Genomic DNA, 16,211 nt, shown 5'->3' with positions numbered 1-16,211 from the left:
GAGGAGAACAAAAATGCCAAAGGATACAACGTTTGAAATTCGGGCCGGTCATGGCCAGCAGTTGGGCGCAAATTATGACGGGAAAGGGGTAAACTTCGCCCTGTTTTCCGCCCACGCGGAGCGGGTGGAGCTGTGTCTGTTTGATCCTTCGGGAAAAACAGAAATCGCCCGCCTGGAACTGCCGGAATATACCCATGAGGTCTGGCACGGCTATGTGCCGGATCTGAAACCGGGGGCGCTGTATGGCTACCGTGTGTATGGCCCCTACGATCCGGAGAACGGTCACCGTTTTAACCCCAATAAGCTGCTTATTGACCCCTATGCCCGTGAACTGGTGGGTGACATTGAGTGGAACGATGCCCACTTCGGCTATGAGCTGGGACACGATGAGCTGGATCTCAGTTTTGACACGCGAGACAGCGCGCCATTTACACCCAAATGTAAGGTCATCGACCCCAATGCCGTTGACTGGCAGGACTCACGCCGGCCCGATATCCCGTGGCCGCATACCGTGGTCTATGAAAGCCACGTAAAAGGCTTTACCCAGCTTAACCCGGCTATTCCGCCTGAACTGCGCGGTACGTTTGAGGGAATGGGGCATAAAGCCTCGGTGGAGTACATCAAAAGCCTCGGCATTACCTCGGTCGAGCTGCTACCGGTTCACTGGTTCCCTGACGATCAGCACCTGCTCGATCGCGGCCTGAAAAACTTCTGGGGCTATAACTCGCTCGGTTTCTTTGCGCCAGCGTCCCGCTATTACGGCCCGGCGGGCATCCAGGGTTTCCGCGACATGGTGCGTGCCTATCATGACGCGGGCATCGAGGTGATCCTCGACGTGGTCTATAACCACACGGCGGAGGGCAACGAGCTGGGACCAACCCTGTCGTTTAAGGGGATTGATAACTTCTGTTATTACCGCACCATGCCGGATCAGCACCGATATTACATCAACGACACCGGCACCGGGAACACCGTTAATACTTCGCACCCGCGCGTGTTGCAGATGGTCATGGACTCCCTGCGCTACTGGGCGGAGTCGATGCAGATTGACGGTTTCCGCTTTGACCTCGGGACCATTCTCGGACGTGAGCCGGAGGGGTTCGATCCGCGCGGCGGCTTCTTTGATGCCGTGACCCAGGATCCGGTTCTGTCGAAGCTGAAGCTCATCGGTGAGCCGTGGGATATCGGCCCCGGCGGGTATCAGGTGGGGGGCTTCCCACCTGGCTGGGGTGAGTGGAACGACAAATACCGCGATACGGTACGTGAATACTGGAAGGGGGATAACGTTTCTAACGATTTTGCCGCCCGTCTGTTAGGGTCCGGTGATTTGTACGATCTGCGCGGGCGTCGTCCGTGGGCCAGCGTCAATTTTATCACCGCGCATGACGGCTTCACGCTGAACGACCTGGTATCGTACAACGAGAAACATAACGCCGATAACGGGGAAGATAATAACGACGGACATAACGATAACCGGTCGTATAACTACGGCGAAGAGGGGCCGACGGAAAACCCGGATATCATTGCCACCCGCGAGCGGCAAAAGCGCAACTTCCTCACCACGCTCTTCTTCTCGCACGGCACGCCGATGCTGCTGGCAGGCGATGAGTTTGGCCGGACGCAAAAGGGCAATAATAACGGCTATTGTCAGGACAGCGAGATCTCCTGGGTAAACTGGGAAGGACTCACTGAAAACGACGAGAAGCTGCGCGACTTTACCCGTCGGTTGATTGCCCTGCGCGCGACGCAGCCGCTGCTGCGACGTGAGAACTGGCGCGACGGGCTGGAGATCCGCTGGTTTAACGCCGGTGGCGGACCGCAGCAGTCGGAACAGTGGGACGAGGGTTCCACCCTTGGTCTTGCCATCAGCCGTCCTGATCTTGAGCAGGAAGAGGGCGTCTGGCAAGACGTGCTGATGCTGTTTAACCCGTTTGAAGGTACGGTGCCATTCCAGATCCCGCAGTTTGGCGAAGGGGGTTGGGTGCTCGAACTCTCGACGTCGGAGGATGCCCCCACGGGGGAAATCATCACTGAATCTGTCGATTACGAGCTGGCCGGGCGGAGTATCACCCTGTTCCGCCGTCCTTAAAGCGAGGCCGCCGCGCGTGCGGCGGTATCATACAGGGAGGAGATCGCGCGGAGTAACTGCGCGGTCTCGCCAATCGACGCGCCCGGAATACCGCTTTCCGCATGAATGTTGATCAGGCAGGCCTCCCGCACCTCCCGGTACTTCATGCACAGCGCTTTTCCCTCCTCCGTAGTGGAGAAAAAAAGCTCTTTTCCCGCTTTCTCGCTGGTGACGTAGCCCGCCTTGACCAGCTTTTTCAGCGCATACGTCACCACGTGGGTATCTTCCACGTTCAGCACAAAGCAGATGTCAGCCAGCTTTTTCTTACGGTTGCGGTGATTCACGTGGTGCAGAAGCGAAACATCAAAGGCCCCCATATCCGGTTCACCCGCTGCGGTCATGCAGCGCACCATCCATTTGTTAAACGCATTGCTGGTCATGATCAGCGCATATTCCAGCTCTGATAATTCAGCACACCGCTCTGAGACGAGATGACGGGAGGAGACGATTCGCCCGTCCGCAATATCGTCGTGGTTTAACGCTGTCGTCTTTTTCTTTACTGTCATAACGATCCTTCCCCCGAAATGTAAACCCGTCGATAAAATAAGAACATTTTATTGATAAATTGTTTACATGTTTTTGACGTTCAGATATAGCTTTTTAGTGCAGGTTCTGTGGAGCCTCACGCAAAACACAACATCGCGCGCCGTAATGCACCGGCTTCGCTCTGCTGCGAAGTATAAAAAATAGCCGTCGGCGCGCAACGCTCACTTTGGATAGGGTAACGTTTATGGACAGTTCTACACTGTTGCCACTTATCGGGATTCCGGTGGTGGTTATTGGTTTTGCACTGCGTTTCAACCCGCTGCTGGTTGTCGTGGTGGCGGGCCTGGCGACGGGCCTGCTGGTTGGCATGGATTTCGGTATGCTGCTGGAAACCTTTGGCGAAAAGTTCGTGAATAGCCGATCGCTTGCCACCTTCATTCTGATCCTGCCGGTGATTGGCCTATTAGAGTATTACGGGCTGAAAGAACGCGCCCAGGCCTGGGTCGCGAAGATCGCCAGCGCCACCTCGGCGCGTATCCTGATGCTCTACTTTGTTGCCCGCGAAGGAACGGCTGCGCTGGGCCTGATGTCGCTTGGCGGCCACGCGCAAACGGTGCGTCCGCTGCTGGCGCCGATGGCGGAAGGGGCAGCTCTGAATGAATACGGGGAACTGCCGCAGACTATCCGCGACAAAATCAAAGCCCATGCCGCCGCGTGTGACAATATCGCGGTTTTCTTTGGGGAAGATATTTTTATCGCCTTTGGCGCGGTACTGCTGATTGATGCGTTCCTGAAAGAGAACGGGATCGAGGGGATCGAACCGCTGCATATCGGCCTGTGGGCCATTCCGACCGCCATTGCGGCACTGATCATCCATATGACGCGTCTGCTACGCCTTGATGCCAGCATTCGTCGCGACGTGATGGCCTGGAAAGCAGAGCAGGGTACGCAGGAGATCGCACCATGATGACCCTCATCACCATTAACCGCGTGTACTACCTGATCGGCTTCGTCGTGATGCTGCTGGTTGTGATGACCCTTCGCGATCGCGCTAACCCGAAACGCTATACCACGGCGCTGTTCTGGTTTCTGTTTGGCGGGATCTTCCTGTTTGGCGATCTGATGGTGCAGGAGCTGGGTAAGCCCCTGGCGTATCGCATTATTGGCGGCGCCGTTATCGTGATTGCGCTGCTGGCCGGTTTCGGGCTGGTCGGGAAGGGGCATTATAAAATGTCCACCGAGGAGGAGCGTGTTGCCTCGTCGAACCGGCTGAAAAACTCGCTGTTTTTACCGGCACTGATGATCCCCGTGGTAACGGTCATCGGGACGCTATTTCTGAAAGGCGTGTCGATTGGCGGTGTCTATCTGCTCGACCAGAAACAGCTTACGCTGGCGGCGCTGTGCGTGGCCTGTGTGGCAGCTATCCTCACCGGCTGGTGGCTGACAAAAGGTACGCCGCTGCATGCGGTTCGTCAGTCGCGTCGGCTGGTCGATACCATTGGCTGGGCGGTGATCCTGCCGCAGATGCTCGCCATGCTCGGCGGGGTGTTTGTGGTGGCGAATACCGGCGAATCGGTACAAAAGGTGGTCAGCCTGTTTGTGAACCCGGACAGCCGCTTCATGCTGGTGGTCATTTATTGCGTGGGGATGGCGCTGTTTACCATGATCATGGGTAACGCCTTCGCAGCCTTCCCGGTGTTAAGCGCCGGTATCGCTCTGCCATTCCTGATTAATGTCCATCACGGTAACCCGGCGCCGCTGCTGGCTATCGGTATGTACGCTGGCTATTGCGGCACGCTGATGACGCCGATGGCCGCCAACTTCAACATTGTGCCCGCCGCGCTACTGGAGCTAAAAGACAAATATCAGGTTATCAAGATCCAGATCCCGACCGCGTTAACCCTGCTGGTGGTGAACGTGTTCTTAATGTATTTCCTCGTGTTTCGCTAAGGAGCTGCAATGGAATTAACGCAACATCAGGCTGACGCCTTCGCCAGAATGCCGTTGACCTATTTACGTCAGGAATACCCGAACCACATTATGCATCTGCTCAACGATGACGGCGACGTTCTGCCGCCTCGCGAGCTGCACCCGATCTTTTACGGCTGTTTTGACTGGCACTCTGCGGTGCACGGCTACTGGCTGCTGCTGCGCTGCCTGCGTCTCTGGCCCGAACTGCCGTGCCGGGAAGAGATCATCACTCTGTTCGAAGAACACCTGACCGACGAGAAGGTGGCGAAGGAGTTGGCCTATTTTACCGCGCCGTTCCGCGCGTCGTTTGAGCGGCCTTATGGCTACGGCTGGCTGCTGGCGCTGGCGCAGGAGCTGAAGCAATCGTCACTGCCGCAGGCGGAGCGCTGGTACCAGACGCTGCAACCGTTAACGCGGGATATTCGCCAGCGGCTGGTGGATTACCTCAGCAAGCTTACCTATCCGATCCGCGTCGGGACGCACTACAACACGGCGTTTGCGCTCGCGCTGGGGCTGGATTATGCCCGGGCGGTGAACGATGACACGCTTGAGCGCGCCATCCTGGACGCGGCAACGCGGTTTTACCTCGCGGACACGCAATATCCTGCGCATTATGAGCCGGGTGGCGACGAGTATATCTCCGGAGCGCTGACCGAGGCCCTGCTGATGAGTAAGGTGGTGGGGGATTTCCCGACCTGGTTCGATGCGTTTCTGCCTGAAGTGGGCGCCGTTTCTGCGCTCATGAACCCGGCCGAGGTGAGCGACCGCACCGACCCGAAAATCGCGCATCTTGACGGTCTCAACCTCAGCCGCGCCTGGTGTATGAAGCACATTGCCCGTGCTCTGCCGGAAAATCATCACGCCCGGAAGCCATTACACGATGCCGTTGCGCGCCATCTCTCGGCAAGCGTGGAGCATGTTGTCGGCAGTCACTACAGCGGCGGGCACTGGCTGGCGAGTTTTGCGCTGCTGGCGCTGGAGTAGCGCTTAGTTATATTTTCGTGCTCATCCTGTTTCCGCAGGATGAGTGATTTTACGCAACCGACTCGCGCTGACGACGACCGCTACCGCAGAAGCCGCGGCGGCGACCCACAGTGCAACATGAATTGACCTTTCATCTGCGGCCAGCAGAACGGCCACGGCGGCGGCGCCCAGACACTGCCCGAACGTGCGCATAATGGATAAAACACCGGATGCATAGCTCGCATGCTCACGAATAACGTTGGAGAGCATTTCCCGGTTATTGGGACTCTGAAAGCAGCCAAACCCCATGCCGCATACCAGACTCCGCAGGCAGATATCCCACATTGTAGGGCGGTCGGGTAATGTCGCAAGAAGGATCAAACCCACGACAAAAATCACCAGCCCCAGGGTGGATATCGCCGGGGCTGAAATCGTGTCCGCCCACCGGCCTGCATGCGGCGCAATCAGTACGATCCCTAGCGGCCACGGCGTAAACAGCAGGGCAGACAACACCGGACTGTAGCCGTATTCGCTCTGAAACAGGAAAGGCAGTGCAATAAAAGTGATCCCCTGGCTGACAAAAGCAATCATTGACGTGAAGGCCGCGAGGGTAAAACGTTCATTTTTAAACATCGTCGGCGGCAGCAAGGGGTTATCCGTGCGGCGGATCTGCCAGATAAACGCCATGCCGCTCAGCGCAGCGAGCACCGTCCAGCAAAGACTGCCGGGGTGATAAGTAGCCTCCTGGAGGCTGTTCGCCGCCATGATCGTCGACCCCAGCAGCAGCGCCGACAATATGGCGCCCGGGGTGTCGAAGGGCGCTTGCTTTCGAACCGCATCCCGCGGCAGCGCTTTGACCGCCAGCAGTAAGGCGAGGGTGCCGGGAACCACGTTTATCGCAAACAGCCATTGCCAGCTCAGGGTGTGAAGGATCGTCCCACCCAATACCGGCCCGATAGCGGAGCTGGAGGCGATGAGCAGAGCGTGTAACCCCAGAATGCGGCCAAGTAATCGCCCGGGAAATACGGATCGCAGGATTGCGGGGGCAATACTCAGCGTCGCCGCGCCGCCGATCCCCTGAAGCACGCGCATACCGATGAGCACTTCGGGCGTCTTCGCCAGCGCGCAACCCAGCGATGTCAGGGTAAAGGTTGTCAGACCTGCCAGAAAAACGGGGCGATAACCCAGGCGGGCCGCAAGCGCCGCGAATATCGCCAGCGACATCGCGGCCGCCAGCAGATACCCGTTGGCAAACCAGACGGCAATACTGGCAGGTACCTGCATCTCCTGAGCCATGGAGGGCAGGGCAATGTTGATCATGGTGCCATCAAACACGCCCATTAAGGTGGTGGTCATAATTGCGGCCATCACCCGCGCGCGCGCCGGGCCGGGAAGTCCTTCGTCGCCGGGTTGACTGGAAAAGAGCGTCATTATGTTGTCCTCTGAGAAGAGTGTATGGATGACAAAACTATAAAGATGGCTTTTACAGGGCGGAAGGCGCACCATTTGCACTTTATCGTTGCATGAAACGCCTTATCTGAATGTACAGGAATGAGCGCTATGACCGATCCTGATTTTAATTTACTGATTGCACTAGACATATTGCTGAGCGAAGCGAGTGTCGCAGGTGCGGCACGCCGTCTGAACCTCAGCACCTCGGCCATGAGCCGGACATTAAGCAGGTTACGCGACGTTACAGGCGACCCGATCCTGGTGCGCGCCGGGCGTAGCATGGTACTGACCCCGTGGGCCGAAGCGACCCGGGATCGCGCCAGGCGTGCAGTGCACGAGGCGAGGGCGGTATTGCAGCCCTCAACTGAAACGTTCAGCGCGCAGAGTCTGGCGCGTCTTTTTACCATCAGGGCAAACGATGGTTTTGTGGTGGCGTTTGGGCCTGCGCTCATAGCGGCTGTGGCCGACGCCGCGCCGGACGTCTGTATACGCTTCGCGCCTAAGCCGGAAAAAACGTCGCGCTATCTTCGGGAAGGGCTGGTTGATCTGGAGATTGGCGTCCAGAGCAATATGGGGCCTGAAATACGGCTGCAACGACTGTTTGAGGATCGGTTTGTGGGCGTCGTGCGTAAGGGGCATCCGCTGGCTAATCAGGCAGAAATAGGGGTGAAGGATTATGTCGCCTGGGGCCATGTGGTAGCGTCACCTGAGGGCGCGTTGCACGGTTCCGTTGACGATGCGCTGGCCGAACTGGGGACAAAACGTAAAATCGCCAGCGTCGTACCGGGATTTCCGACGGCGCTGTCCGTGGCGCTGGCATCAGATCTTATTGCCATGATACCCGCGCTCTATTTACTCAATCAGCAGATAACGGAGCAGTTACACGTTTTCGAGCTGCCGTTCAAAAGCCGTCGTATTACGGTTTCACAGATGTGGCACCCAAGAATGGAACGCGACCCTGGTCACCGCTGGCTGAGAGAGCAAATTCTTGCGATATGCGGTGTGGAGAGGTCAGACATGATAAAGAGCGCTGTATAGCGATTGCTATACACGCCGCTAATGTTATGCTTGTAAAGCAATTGCTATACAAGAGGTATACCCATGAAATCAGATGTTCAACTCAATCTCAGAGCCAAAGAATCCCAGCGGGCGCTTATCGATGCCGCCGCAGAGATCCTCCATAAATCACGTACAGACTTCATTCTGGAGATGGCCTGTCAGGCAGCCGAGAATGTGATCCTCGATCGACGTGTATTCAATTTTAACGATGAACAGTACGCAGAGTTCATTGACATGCTCGATGCCCCGGTCGCGGACGATCCTGCCATAGAAAAACTGCTGGCAAGGAAACCGCAGTGGGACGTGTAACAGCGCCAGAGCCCTTATCCAGCGTCCATCAACTGGCGGAGTTCGTCAGCGGAGAGGCCGTGCTTGACGAATGGCTAAAACAAAGAGATCTGAAAAACCAGGCGCTCGGCGCAGCCCGAACGTTTGTCATTTGTAAAACGGGCACGAAGCAGGTCGCGGGATTTTACTCACTGGCTACCGGCAGCGTTAACCATACGCAAGCGACAGGTAATCTGCGGCGTAACATGCCGGATCCCATTCCCGTGATTATACTTGCCCGTCTGGCTGTTGATGTCTCGTTACGCGGAAACGGGTTGGGAGCCGATTTACTCCACGATGCGGTTTTACGCTGTTATCGGGTAGCTGAGAATATTGGGGTGCGGGCGATCATGGTTCATGCACTCACTGAGGAAGCCAAAGCGTTTTATATCCACCATGGTTTTAAAGCCTCGCAGACTCAGGAACGGACACTGTTTCTCCGGCTTCCTCAGTGGAGGCAAAGGAAAGGGTGGTATGCGATGGGCTTATCTGATGAGTGACAGGATTCATAACATCTTATTTAACTTATGTTGAGCGAAAATTCAGTTCATGAGTCATGTTGTTTTTATCCGTATGATTTAATTTACTATTTGTAATTTAAAGGCCAGTTCACTTTGCGGAGAACTTCATGAACTAACAAAAGATTTGCTTCTTATAGGCATTTCCTGGCAACCTGCTACACAAACCTTTACCCTTCACAATCGCATATAAACCCCTACCAATTTTAGGTGGTATCTTATTGTTTTATTGAAAAAATCATGATTTTCAATGACATTTAGATTCGTTAATACCTAATCAGAACTGATAATTCTGATGGCGGTAGCGTTGTCAAGTTTGCTAGGTTTGCCTGAGAAGAATCGGTCGGGTAAGAGGGCTATTAAGATCTATGTTGGCCGATCGGCGTGAAGCGAACTAGCTGGGATGCTAAGGATGCAAACCCGATATTCTCAGGATATATCCCTAAAAGTTTTAGAGCGGTGCGTATAATACAGCTAGTTCCGCAAGATAAGGGTGACGATGAAACTGAAGGCGTCACAGGCACACCCGCAGCCACCCACACTGCTGGTGGATTTAAGCGATATAGCCACACTCAGAATGCTCTACTAAGAAGAGCTCGCCAGGACGGCTGCCGCTGACACAAGGGTCTTTCCCGACGAGCAGGATCTTCTAGCTAAGATTACGGACGGTCGGCGCCCCGAAACTACCCTTTGCGAAAATTGTGAGGGTTCGGCACAATTTATGTCACGGGAACATTTTGGAGTACATCATTACAGTGAGTGACGGTATGGGGGAGTCGGTCCGGATATTCACACCTGAATGTATGTGTGATCTAGCATAGACGTTGTCGGAAATCTCGAAACTATGTATTGCAGCGTTGCATCAATATTGGCGTGATAACAATTTATCTATGCCTTAAAATTCTGGACGGTTTCTGTTCCCGGTATCAGTTGAACGCCGGGATGAAATAATTATTCACCCCAGCTACAAAGAGCTTTTTATTGTTCAGAAAATGTCGTGGTATAAAACTTATGTTTTAAACTTGGTGATAGTCACGGAAAAAGATATGAAAATTAAAAACATCGTATTGGCAGGAGTAATATCACTGGTATTTCCTGTTCATGCCAGTGAAAAACAGTATAAAAAAAGTGATCCAGTACCTGTCTGGGGACACGCAACAGCTGTTTCAAGGATGTGTGATGAACTTCTCGGAGAAACTGAATCAGTTAAGATGAGAGATGGAGCCACTAAAATATTAAACGAGACTCTTAACAGATTACCTGATACTAAAGTGTCTGATGAAGGGGAAAATGTAATCGAGGCATTTGTCACACGCTCCAGGTCCCCGTCTGACATACCTTCGCGTTGCGAAATCAGTGTTAATACGAGATACTGGGAAATCGTTCAAGCCCAAAAGCGAACAGATGCTAATTGACTCTAAAAAATTATTTCGCCCGTTACTCCGTTGTCTCAAAAAAACATCTGGCTTAATGAGTCATTCAACCTCTATCTAATTTCCTCTTAAAAGCAGCCAAAGTAAACAAACATACAGCAACCACTCGATTGTTTAGCGGAAAATCCATGTACAACAAGATCAAAATAGAAGCACACTCACAATCCATAAATAAAGTTGTGAACCGGTTTGAAGGCGAGTTTGATGTCAAAGCCGAAGGCATGATCCCAACGGAAAAATTAGAGAGCCTGATTGCTCAACTGAAACGCAAAGCGACAAATGGCGGTGATGATATTGACGCACTTATTCTTGAAGCGTTCTCTATTGGTGTGAGGGCTGGCTTTTACCGCGCTCTTTCCCGATTTGCAGATGGAAAAATAAAAACCCGCAAAGTGCCCAACAAAGAAGAATGGGTTTTACATTCAAGCTCAAAAACCTTTAGGATCACCAAACAGTTACCTTCTACCAAACACGCCTCTATCAAAGCAGTATTGTCATTATCTCTTGCTGAGTATGGGTTTGAATAATGGCCGAGGGTGAGGAAAAGAAAGACATCCTTGAACAGGGATTTACGCAAGCTTTGGGGGGATTTAACGAACTCCAGAATGCTTTTTTGGTTGATGCTCTTGACCAGTACTCCGTGCTCATCAAAAATTCGATAAGTACCGACAACGGTGTGATTACAAACCAGTCGCTCGATATTCAGCAGGGTTTTGCCGCTGAAGCCCATCACACCGGTTCTTACAATATTGAAGCCGCAGCAAAAGGGGCCAATAACCATCGGGCGACGATGGATGTGGGTCAGAGAAATCATCCGGTCTCCGATGTCCGTATCACTACCCCTGAAGGAACAAAAGATTACCAATTAAAGTTTTATAAAGATGGCGAAAGCAGCGCAAAAGCCATTAATGAGCCAAGATACCAAGACGTTGGCAAAGTGGTCCCGGAAGAACAACTTGCGGATGCCCGTTCAGTAGCAAATAAGGAGTCAGCACGTAACGCACAAACGCGGCCGGAAGTCAGTGAGAACTACAAAAACACGGCAGAGACGCTTGATGATTCCATTAAATCTGATGATCGAACTGATATCCATAGTAAGCCGCTTAAACGAAAGGGTGAAGGCAGTTCCGAAGAGTTAGTTGAGCAGACCAAAAAAGAAGGAAGAGGGCCAGAATATGCTGATAAAGACCGCGTACGATCAGAATTCAACAGCATGCAGTACGCCAACGCAGCCAAAGCAGGAGCGCTTTGCGGCGCGTCGTTAAGTGCCGCGTCTGAACTTATTACAATCCTGGGTAGCGATGAACCTCTGACCATGGAACAGTGCATGGAAGCGGCAGAGCGCATTGTGGTGAATTCGTTGAAAGGGGCGGGAAATGCAGTTCTTGTCACGGGTATTCAGCATCTTGGCCAAAGCCTTCTTGATAATGCCGCACATGGGGCTCTCAAAGCCGCGGGCAAAGGGATAGTAAAGGGTAATATAGCTTCAGCAGCTGCAAGTATTGTTCTGAGTCTTGGCAAAAACATCTTTCAGTTTTCCCGTGGAGAAATCGATAGCCTTGAATTTGGTGGTTCGATGGTCAACACGACCGTGACAGTGGTGGGCGGGGTATTAGCCTATAGTGCGGGCACGGCAACCGCGACATTTCTGGGTCAGTGGGTCGCATCCGAGATTGCCGCCACCGCCATTTTTGGCACCACACTCGGTGCACTGGGGCCGATTGCTTTGGGAACTATTTTCTCTATCGGTTTTTCCTTCGCGCTAGGTGCTTATGTTGGTCACTTCTCACGTAATGGACAAAAACTGGCGATTAACGAGATGCAGGATGCCATGGCCAAACTCAACAATGGCTCCATCAATCTATCTCAATATACGGGTTTGGTAGGAACCATGTCTGAGTTTAAATTTGAATGGAAGGACATGTTGCCATTCTCCGGGAGTATCTCGGTCTTTGCGGAATACCGATCCCGAAAAAGCCAGCTTATGGCTTTACAGAAAAACCTAGAAGCGCGGATTTCGCAACTTCCGCAAGAGGAACGGGAAGTACTTTATCAGCTCAACGCAAGTTACAAACAAAAAGTAGCGCAGATTGAAGAAGAATATGCGCTACAGCGTCAGGCTATCACGGAACAGGCTGATGCACATTATCATCGCCTGAGCCAGGATCTGAGTGCGTATCTTGAGTTACAGTTTTTGATCTACACTCCCTTGAAAAATGCCCATCACGCTGAAAACAAGAAACTTGAGGCTGAATATCGCAAACAGCATTTTCGTCAGGTGCAGATTGCATCTTACGAGGCTGAATTGAAAAGACTTCATCAAAAGTTCGAACAATTAACCAATCAGGGCGGTGATACTGAGAAACTTGGACGCATTATGCTTGTGACTGTCGGTGGCCGTCTGAAACAAATTTTGCCTGTGAAAACATCCTGGGATCAGGCTTATGAATTTTTTGTGAGTCCAGATGCCAGGAGCCTGTGATGTTTAAGAAACTTGTACACTACATTACAAGTAAACGCCTCGAGAAGCACCGCTTAAAAACTCAGTGCATGATCGATGAGTATGAACGTCGCGCGGCAGCCAGCAATGCTAGAGTACAGGCCCAGGCAGACAAATACACGTCAGAAATAGAGCGAATGGCGGAGCAACGCCATGAACAAATCGCGGATTACATGGCCTGGCAGAACAGAAATGTTGAGAACGTTTATGCCTATTCGCTTTTGCTCAGGGATCTTCAGCAAACTATGTTTGCCTGTACTGAAAGCTGGATAAGGCAATCTCTAAGCGAACAGCGATGGAAGATAGAACAGGAAAAATCGCAGGTGCTGCTCTCAACGTTGCGTTATCTGGACGAATTGGCCGAAGAGATGATACGACTGTCGCGATCGGATGACCGTCTCACTTGGCAAAAACGCATTGCTGAACGTCCGCTTAGTACGACAGATGACACCATCAGGCAACATGCCAAACGGGTTCAAGGTGAAATTGAATCGGAGGCAAAAGCCTATGAGACGGAGTTGCGGCGAATAAAGAGTTACAAGAATTCGTTGTTCAGACAACTGCAAGAGGTCAAAAAAAACCGCACTGCATGTAAAGAGGCTTTAGACCGCGACCGCAATGAGCACCGCGAACAGAAACAGCAATTGCGAACGGTTTACCGTGAATGCAGAGACCGATGGGATGATCTGCGAACCGACGTCGAACACCACTATCAATATAGTAACAGCGAATCCGAACTGGCTAGCCAATGGTTGTCGCGAATGCCTCAAGGGGGAACCTTCAACGAGATCAGACAACTGATTCAGGACGCTCAGGAACACTGTGATTCAGCCTGCAGTGAAGTACAGTCGCTTTACGAACGCATGGACTCCATAAAGAGCCGGATTAAAAGCGCACACGATAATCAGGATTACTCGCGACTGGATACAGATAAAGCGGAACGGCAGACCGTCTTTAATGCGATAAAACAGGCAAAAGAGCGACAGGATTGTGTTTATAAGGCGCGGAATGTTCTGAAAGCACGCCGGACAGAGATTATTCAAATGCTGGATAGAATCAGAGATTTTCACCCCTCCAAAACCGTTGAAGATTTCTTCGCATTGCTGTCACAAGAGGATGACGATATGTACTGGTCAGCAATTGGCCTGAAAACCCGAAATCTGCAAGGTCCGGAGGGCAGGGCAGCATGAGCGTCTGTGATATTCCACCGGTAAGATTAACGTTTAGCTGGCGTGCGATGAATGCAAAAGAGTGTTATCTAGCTATTTGTGCAGCGGTACGATTTGGGTTCGATACCCGGGAAACTTTACTTGCCGCGCTCCCGCAGTTTTCAGTGAATCGCCTGATTGTGGCACTGGACACCCTAATTGCTGCCGAGATGGCGTATATCAACATGGGCAGATTAACCATCGATAACGACATGTTGATTATTGAAGCGCTTGCTGCAGGTCATCCGCTTGATTTACCGCTGGAAATGCAACAATTGAAGCGTACCCCCCCTCTGTTGAACGCGATCTTGCTTAGTCTTGGCATTAAAAACCCGGCTGGATCGTTGGTGCTTCTCAAATCCCGAGTCGAAGAGATAAAAGATGACCTCTGAAACGCTGCTTATCCAGCCGGAACCCACGTCGGAAGTGGCTTGCTTACCGGCCACGATGGATCTCATCGATCATATTGACGACTGGTTAACATATTTGGTGAAACTGGTCGGTATGACCACCGATGTGAAAACACGAATCAAATATAGAAGGCAGATAAAGTATCTTGTACGGTTTCGGTACGGTGCAAACTGCAATATCACGCATAACATCACACTTGCAAGGTATTACACGAAGCGGGCCAATAAATATGAGGACGCACCCGGAAGCAGTGAAAAGTATAACTCCGACGAGCATGATTCCCTTTATGCGTTAGTCAGACCAATGGCTTTTGAGGTCGGGAAACCGGTTCAGTCATGCTATTTATCGGATGTCTACGCTTTCAAACAGGTTCAAAAGGCGCTGGCCTGCGAAGATATTTTCTTTTTACAGGGGCCACCTGGTACCGGTAAAACAACCGCGATTGTTGAGATTATTCTTCAGACGCTACGGCACAAACCCGATGCACGCATTCTTATCACTTCAGAAACTCATGTGGCGGTTGATAATGCCCTCGATCGCCTTACAAGCCATTTGTCCAGCGGGCAGATGGCCACTTTGCTGCGTTATCCCCGGTTTACCGTATCGGCATTAGAAAACCCGGATGCCATACTGGTTCAGGCACAGTCGCGGGCAAATGCACTCTGGAATCAGGCTCATCAAACCGCACCGGAACTGACCTGTCATTTATGGCAACGGCTCGACCGGGGTCGGAAAAATGAGAAGGGTAAACATGAATTGCCACGCTGGTTAGTGCGCAACCTGGCTGACAATCACCAAATCATTGGCGTGACATGTAACCAACTCGACCATCTTCTGGATAAAGAAAGCGAGATATTTGATCTTGCTATCGTAGATGAATGTTCAAAAGCGACACTTCCGGAATGGATTATGGCCCTGTCCGTGGCACAAAAGTGTATCCTTGTGGGCGATCATAAACAGCTCCCGCCCACATTTTGCCAGGAAGAGTCAGAAGCACTGTCCGTACTCAGCTACAGCCAAGAAAAGTTAATCCGTGACGGAGTTATTGAACGGATGTTTGAAAACTTTCCCGAAAGCATGAAAGGCACGCTGCTCAGGCAATACAGAATGTTGCCGCAAATTGGTCAGTTCATTTCAGAAAATTTTTACAACAAAAGCCTGAGCCATAGTAGGATTAAGGGTAACGGGCTGTTCGAACATTTTGCGTGGCTCACTTATCGCGCCAGAAATTTCTCGGTGCCGCCGGAAAAAGGGAATCAGCGAAAAACACTTATTAATCAGGCTGAAGTTACAGTAATCCTCGATAAACTGAAGGCGATGTGTACGCAGATCGCTGAAGCGAACCTGTTGGTTGGTAGTGATAATGACGCGATTTATCAGAGGGGAAAAAAACTGACAGTTGCGGTTATTACGCCATACAGAGCACAGTGCCAGGAACTCCGTCGGGCGATATTGAAAAACGATTTCTCTGCCTGCCTCATCATTGAAGTTGATACCGTCGATGCTTTTCAGGGTAGACAAGCGGACGTAGTGTTCTTTTCCTTCGTACGTACTGTTGGTCCTGCAACGTTTTATGCCGATGACAGGCGGATAAATGTTGCGATCTCCCGCGCAAGAGATTGCGTTTATCTTGTGGGAAATATTGATTACATACGCAGACACAACATACCGGTACTGAAAGCACTGTTGAAATTTCCGGTGCTTTCGTGCGCGGATGTTTGTTAAGGAAAAAGTCTCCGACAAAGATCTTGCAGG

General features: G+C 51.9%; 15 protein-coding genes. 13 read left to right on the top strand and 2 right to left on the bottom strand.

Annotated elements, in window-relative coordinates:
• Positions 1 to 13: 13 nt before the first annotated feature.
• A complete protein-coding gene (glgX, locus tag O1724_RS11885; RefSeq protein ID WP_003857116.1) occupies positions 14 to 2,089 on the top strand; it encodes a glycogen debranching protein GlgX in 2,076 nt (691 codons plus the stop codon).
• On the opposite strand, the gene O1724_RS11880 is transcribed toward glgX, so the two are convergent.
• Positions 2,086 to 2,634, bottom strand: a complete 549-nt coding sequence (locus tag O1724_RS11880; protein ID WP_003857118.1) for a winged helix DNA-binding protein — start codon at positions 2,632 to 2,634, stop codon at positions 2,086 to 2,088. The genes glgX and O1724_RS11880 overlap by 4 nt on opposite strands.
• 224 nt (positions 2,635 to 2,858) lie before the next feature.
• On the opposite strand from O1724_RS11880, the gene O1724_RS11875 reads away from it, so the two are divergent.
• The 3 genes from O1724_RS11875 to O1724_RS11865 are packed head-to-tail and all read left to right on the top strand — an operon-like array spanning position 2,859 to position 5,569.
• Entirely contained in the window at positions 2,859 to 3,581 is a 723-nt protein-coding gene (locus tag O1724_RS11875; protein WP_003857121.1) for a DUF969 domain-containing protein, read from the top strand.
• Positions 3,578 to 4,564: a DUF979 domain-containing protein gene (locus tag O1724_RS11870; protein ID WP_063159052.1), complete on the top strand. Its 987-nt coding sequence runs from the start codon at positions 3,578 to 3,580 to the stop codon at positions 4,562 to 4,564. Before O1724_RS11875 ends, O1724_RS11870 begins: the two co-directional genes overlap by 4 nt.
• Before the next feature lie 9 nt (positions 4,565 to 4,573).
• On the top strand, positions 4,574 to 5,569 hold the full coding sequence (locus O1724_RS11865; RefSeq protein ID WP_126296800.1) for a DUF2891 domain-containing protein: 996 nt from the start codon (positions 4,574 to 4,576) through the stop codon (positions 5,567 to 5,569).
• A 21-nt stretch (positions 5,570 to 5,590) separates the two neighbouring features.
• On the opposite strand, the gene O1724_RS11860 is transcribed toward O1724_RS11865, so the two are convergent.
• A complete protein-coding gene (locus O1724_RS11860) occupies positions 5,591 to 6,979 on the bottom strand; it encodes an MFS transporter (RefSeq protein ID WP_023314162.1) in 1,389 nt (462 codons plus the stop codon).
• Positions 6,980 to 7,108: 129 nt separating this feature from the next.
• Between O1724_RS11860 and O1724_RS11855 the strand changes: the two genes are divergently transcribed.
• From O1724_RS11855 to O1724_RS11815, 9 genes are all read left to right on the top strand, one after another.
• Entirely contained in the window at positions 7,109 to 8,038 is a 930-nt protein-coding gene (locus O1724_RS11855; RefSeq protein WP_126296799.1) for a LysR family transcriptional regulator, read from the top strand.
• 63 nt (positions 8,039 to 8,101) lie between these two features.
• Positions 8,102 to 8,368 (top strand): type II toxin-antitoxin system TacA family antitoxin, encoded by a 267-nt coding sequence (locus O1724_RS11850; RefSeq protein ID WP_003857131.1) that lies wholly within the window; start codon positions 8,102 to 8,104, stop codon positions 8,366 to 8,368.
• Positions 8,356 to 8,886: a GNAT family N-acetyltransferase gene (locus O1724_RS11845; RefSeq protein ID WP_126296798.1), complete on the top strand. Its 531-nt coding sequence runs from the start codon at positions 8,356 to 8,358 to the stop codon at positions 8,884 to 8,886. Before O1724_RS11850 ends, O1724_RS11845 begins: the two co-directional genes overlap by 13 nt.
• A 1,064-nt stretch (positions 8,887 to 9,950) precedes the next feature.
• Complete coding sequence (locus O1724_RS11840) at positions 9,951 to 10,319, top strand: hypothetical protein (RefSeq protein WP_061070125.1); 369 nt, start codon at positions 9,951 to 9,953, stop codon at positions 10,317 to 10,319.
• 146 nt (positions 10,320 to 10,465) lie between these two features.
• A complete protein-coding gene (locus tag O1724_RS11835) occupies positions 10,466 to 10,864 on the top strand; it encodes a hypothetical protein (RefSeq protein WP_061070126.1) in 399 nt (132 codons plus the stop codon).
• Entirely contained in the window at positions 10,864 to 12,819 is a 1,956-nt protein-coding gene (locus O1724_RS11830; RefSeq protein ID WP_061070127.1) for a hypothetical protein, read from the top strand. The genes O1724_RS11835 and O1724_RS11830 overlap by 1 nt, the downstream gene beginning before the upstream one ends.
• Positions 12,819 to 14,027, top strand: coding sequence for a hypothetical protein (locus O1724_RS11825; protein ID WP_061070128.1), 1,209 nt, complete (start codon positions 12,819 to 12,821; stop codon positions 14,025 to 14,027). The genes O1724_RS11830 and O1724_RS11825 overlap by 1 nt, the downstream gene beginning before the upstream one ends.
• A complete protein-coding gene (locus O1724_RS11820) occupies positions 14,024 to 14,437 on the top strand; it encodes a hypothetical protein (protein ID WP_061070129.1) in 414 nt (137 codons plus the stop codon). Before O1724_RS11825 ends, O1724_RS11820 begins: the two co-directional genes overlap by 4 nt.
• On the top strand, positions 14,427 to 16,181 hold the full coding sequence (locus tag O1724_RS11815; RefSeq protein ID WP_061070130.1) for a DEAD/DEAH box helicase: 1,755 nt from the start codon (positions 14,427 to 14,429) through the stop codon (positions 16,179 to 16,181). The genes O1724_RS11820 and O1724_RS11815 overlap by 11 nt, the downstream gene beginning before the upstream one ends.
• The last annotated feature ends 30 nt before the right edge of the window (positions 16,182 to 16,211 follow it).

Source organism: Enterobacter cloacae complex sp. HYC074_NIDB, from assembly GCF_056673345.1.
Note: the sequence above shows the minus strand (reverse complement) of the source record. Positions and strands in the feature narration are given on the sequence as shown.

Excerpts from the sequence above, each read along its gene's own strand:
- glgX (WP_003857116.1), top strand. The coding sequence starts at position 14 with ATGCCAAAGGATACAACGTTTGAAATTCGGGCCGGTCATGGCCAGCAG.
- O1724_RS11880 (WP_003857118.1), bottom strand. The coding sequence starts at position 2,634 with ATGACAGTAAAGAAAAAGACGACAGCGTTAAACCACGACGATATTGCG.
- O1724_RS11875 (WP_003857121.1), top strand. The coding sequence starts at position 2,859 with ATGGACAGTTCTACACTGTTGCCACTTATCGGGATTCCGGTGGTGGTT.
- O1724_RS11870 (WP_063159052.1), top strand. The coding sequence starts at position 3,578 with ATGATGACCCTCATCACCATTAACCGCGTGTACTACCTGATCGGCTTC.
- O1724_RS11865 (WP_126296800.1), top strand. The coding sequence starts at position 4,574 with ATGGAATTAACGCAACATCAGGCTGACGCCTTCGCCAGAATGCCGTTG.
- O1724_RS11860 (WP_023314162.1), bottom strand. The coding sequence starts at position 6,979 with ATGACGCTCTTTTCCAGTCAACCCGGCGACGAAGGACTTCCCGGCCCG.
- O1724_RS11855 (WP_126296799.1), top strand. The coding sequence starts at position 7,109 with ATGACCGATCCTGATTTTAATTTACTGATTGCACTAGACATATTGCTG.
- O1724_RS11850 (WP_003857131.1), top strand. The coding sequence starts at position 8,102 with ATGAAATCAGATGTTCAACTCAATCTCAGAGCCAAAGAATCCCAGCGG.
- O1724_RS11840 (WP_061070125.1), top strand. The coding sequence starts at position 9,951 with ATGAAAATTAAAAACATCGTATTGGCAGGAGTAATATCACTGGTATTT.
- O1724_RS11835 (WP_061070126.1), top strand. The coding sequence starts at position 10,466 with ATGTACAACAAGATCAAAATAGAAGCACACTCACAATCCATAAATAAA.
- O1724_RS11830 (WP_061070127.1), top strand. The coding sequence starts at position 10,864 with ATGGCCGAGGGTGAGGAAAAGAAAGACATCCTTGAACAGGGATTTACG.
- O1724_RS11825 (WP_061070128.1), top strand. The coding sequence starts at position 12,819 with ATGTTTAAGAAACTTGTACACTACATTACAAGTAAACGCCTCGAGAAG.
- O1724_RS11820 (WP_061070129.1), top strand. The coding sequence starts at position 14,024 with ATGAGCGTCTGTGATATTCCACCGGTAAGATTAACGTTTAGCTGGCGT.
- O1724_RS11815 (WP_061070130.1), top strand. The coding sequence starts at position 14,427 with ATGACCTCTGAAACGCTGCTTATCCAGCCGGAACCCACGTCGGAAGTG.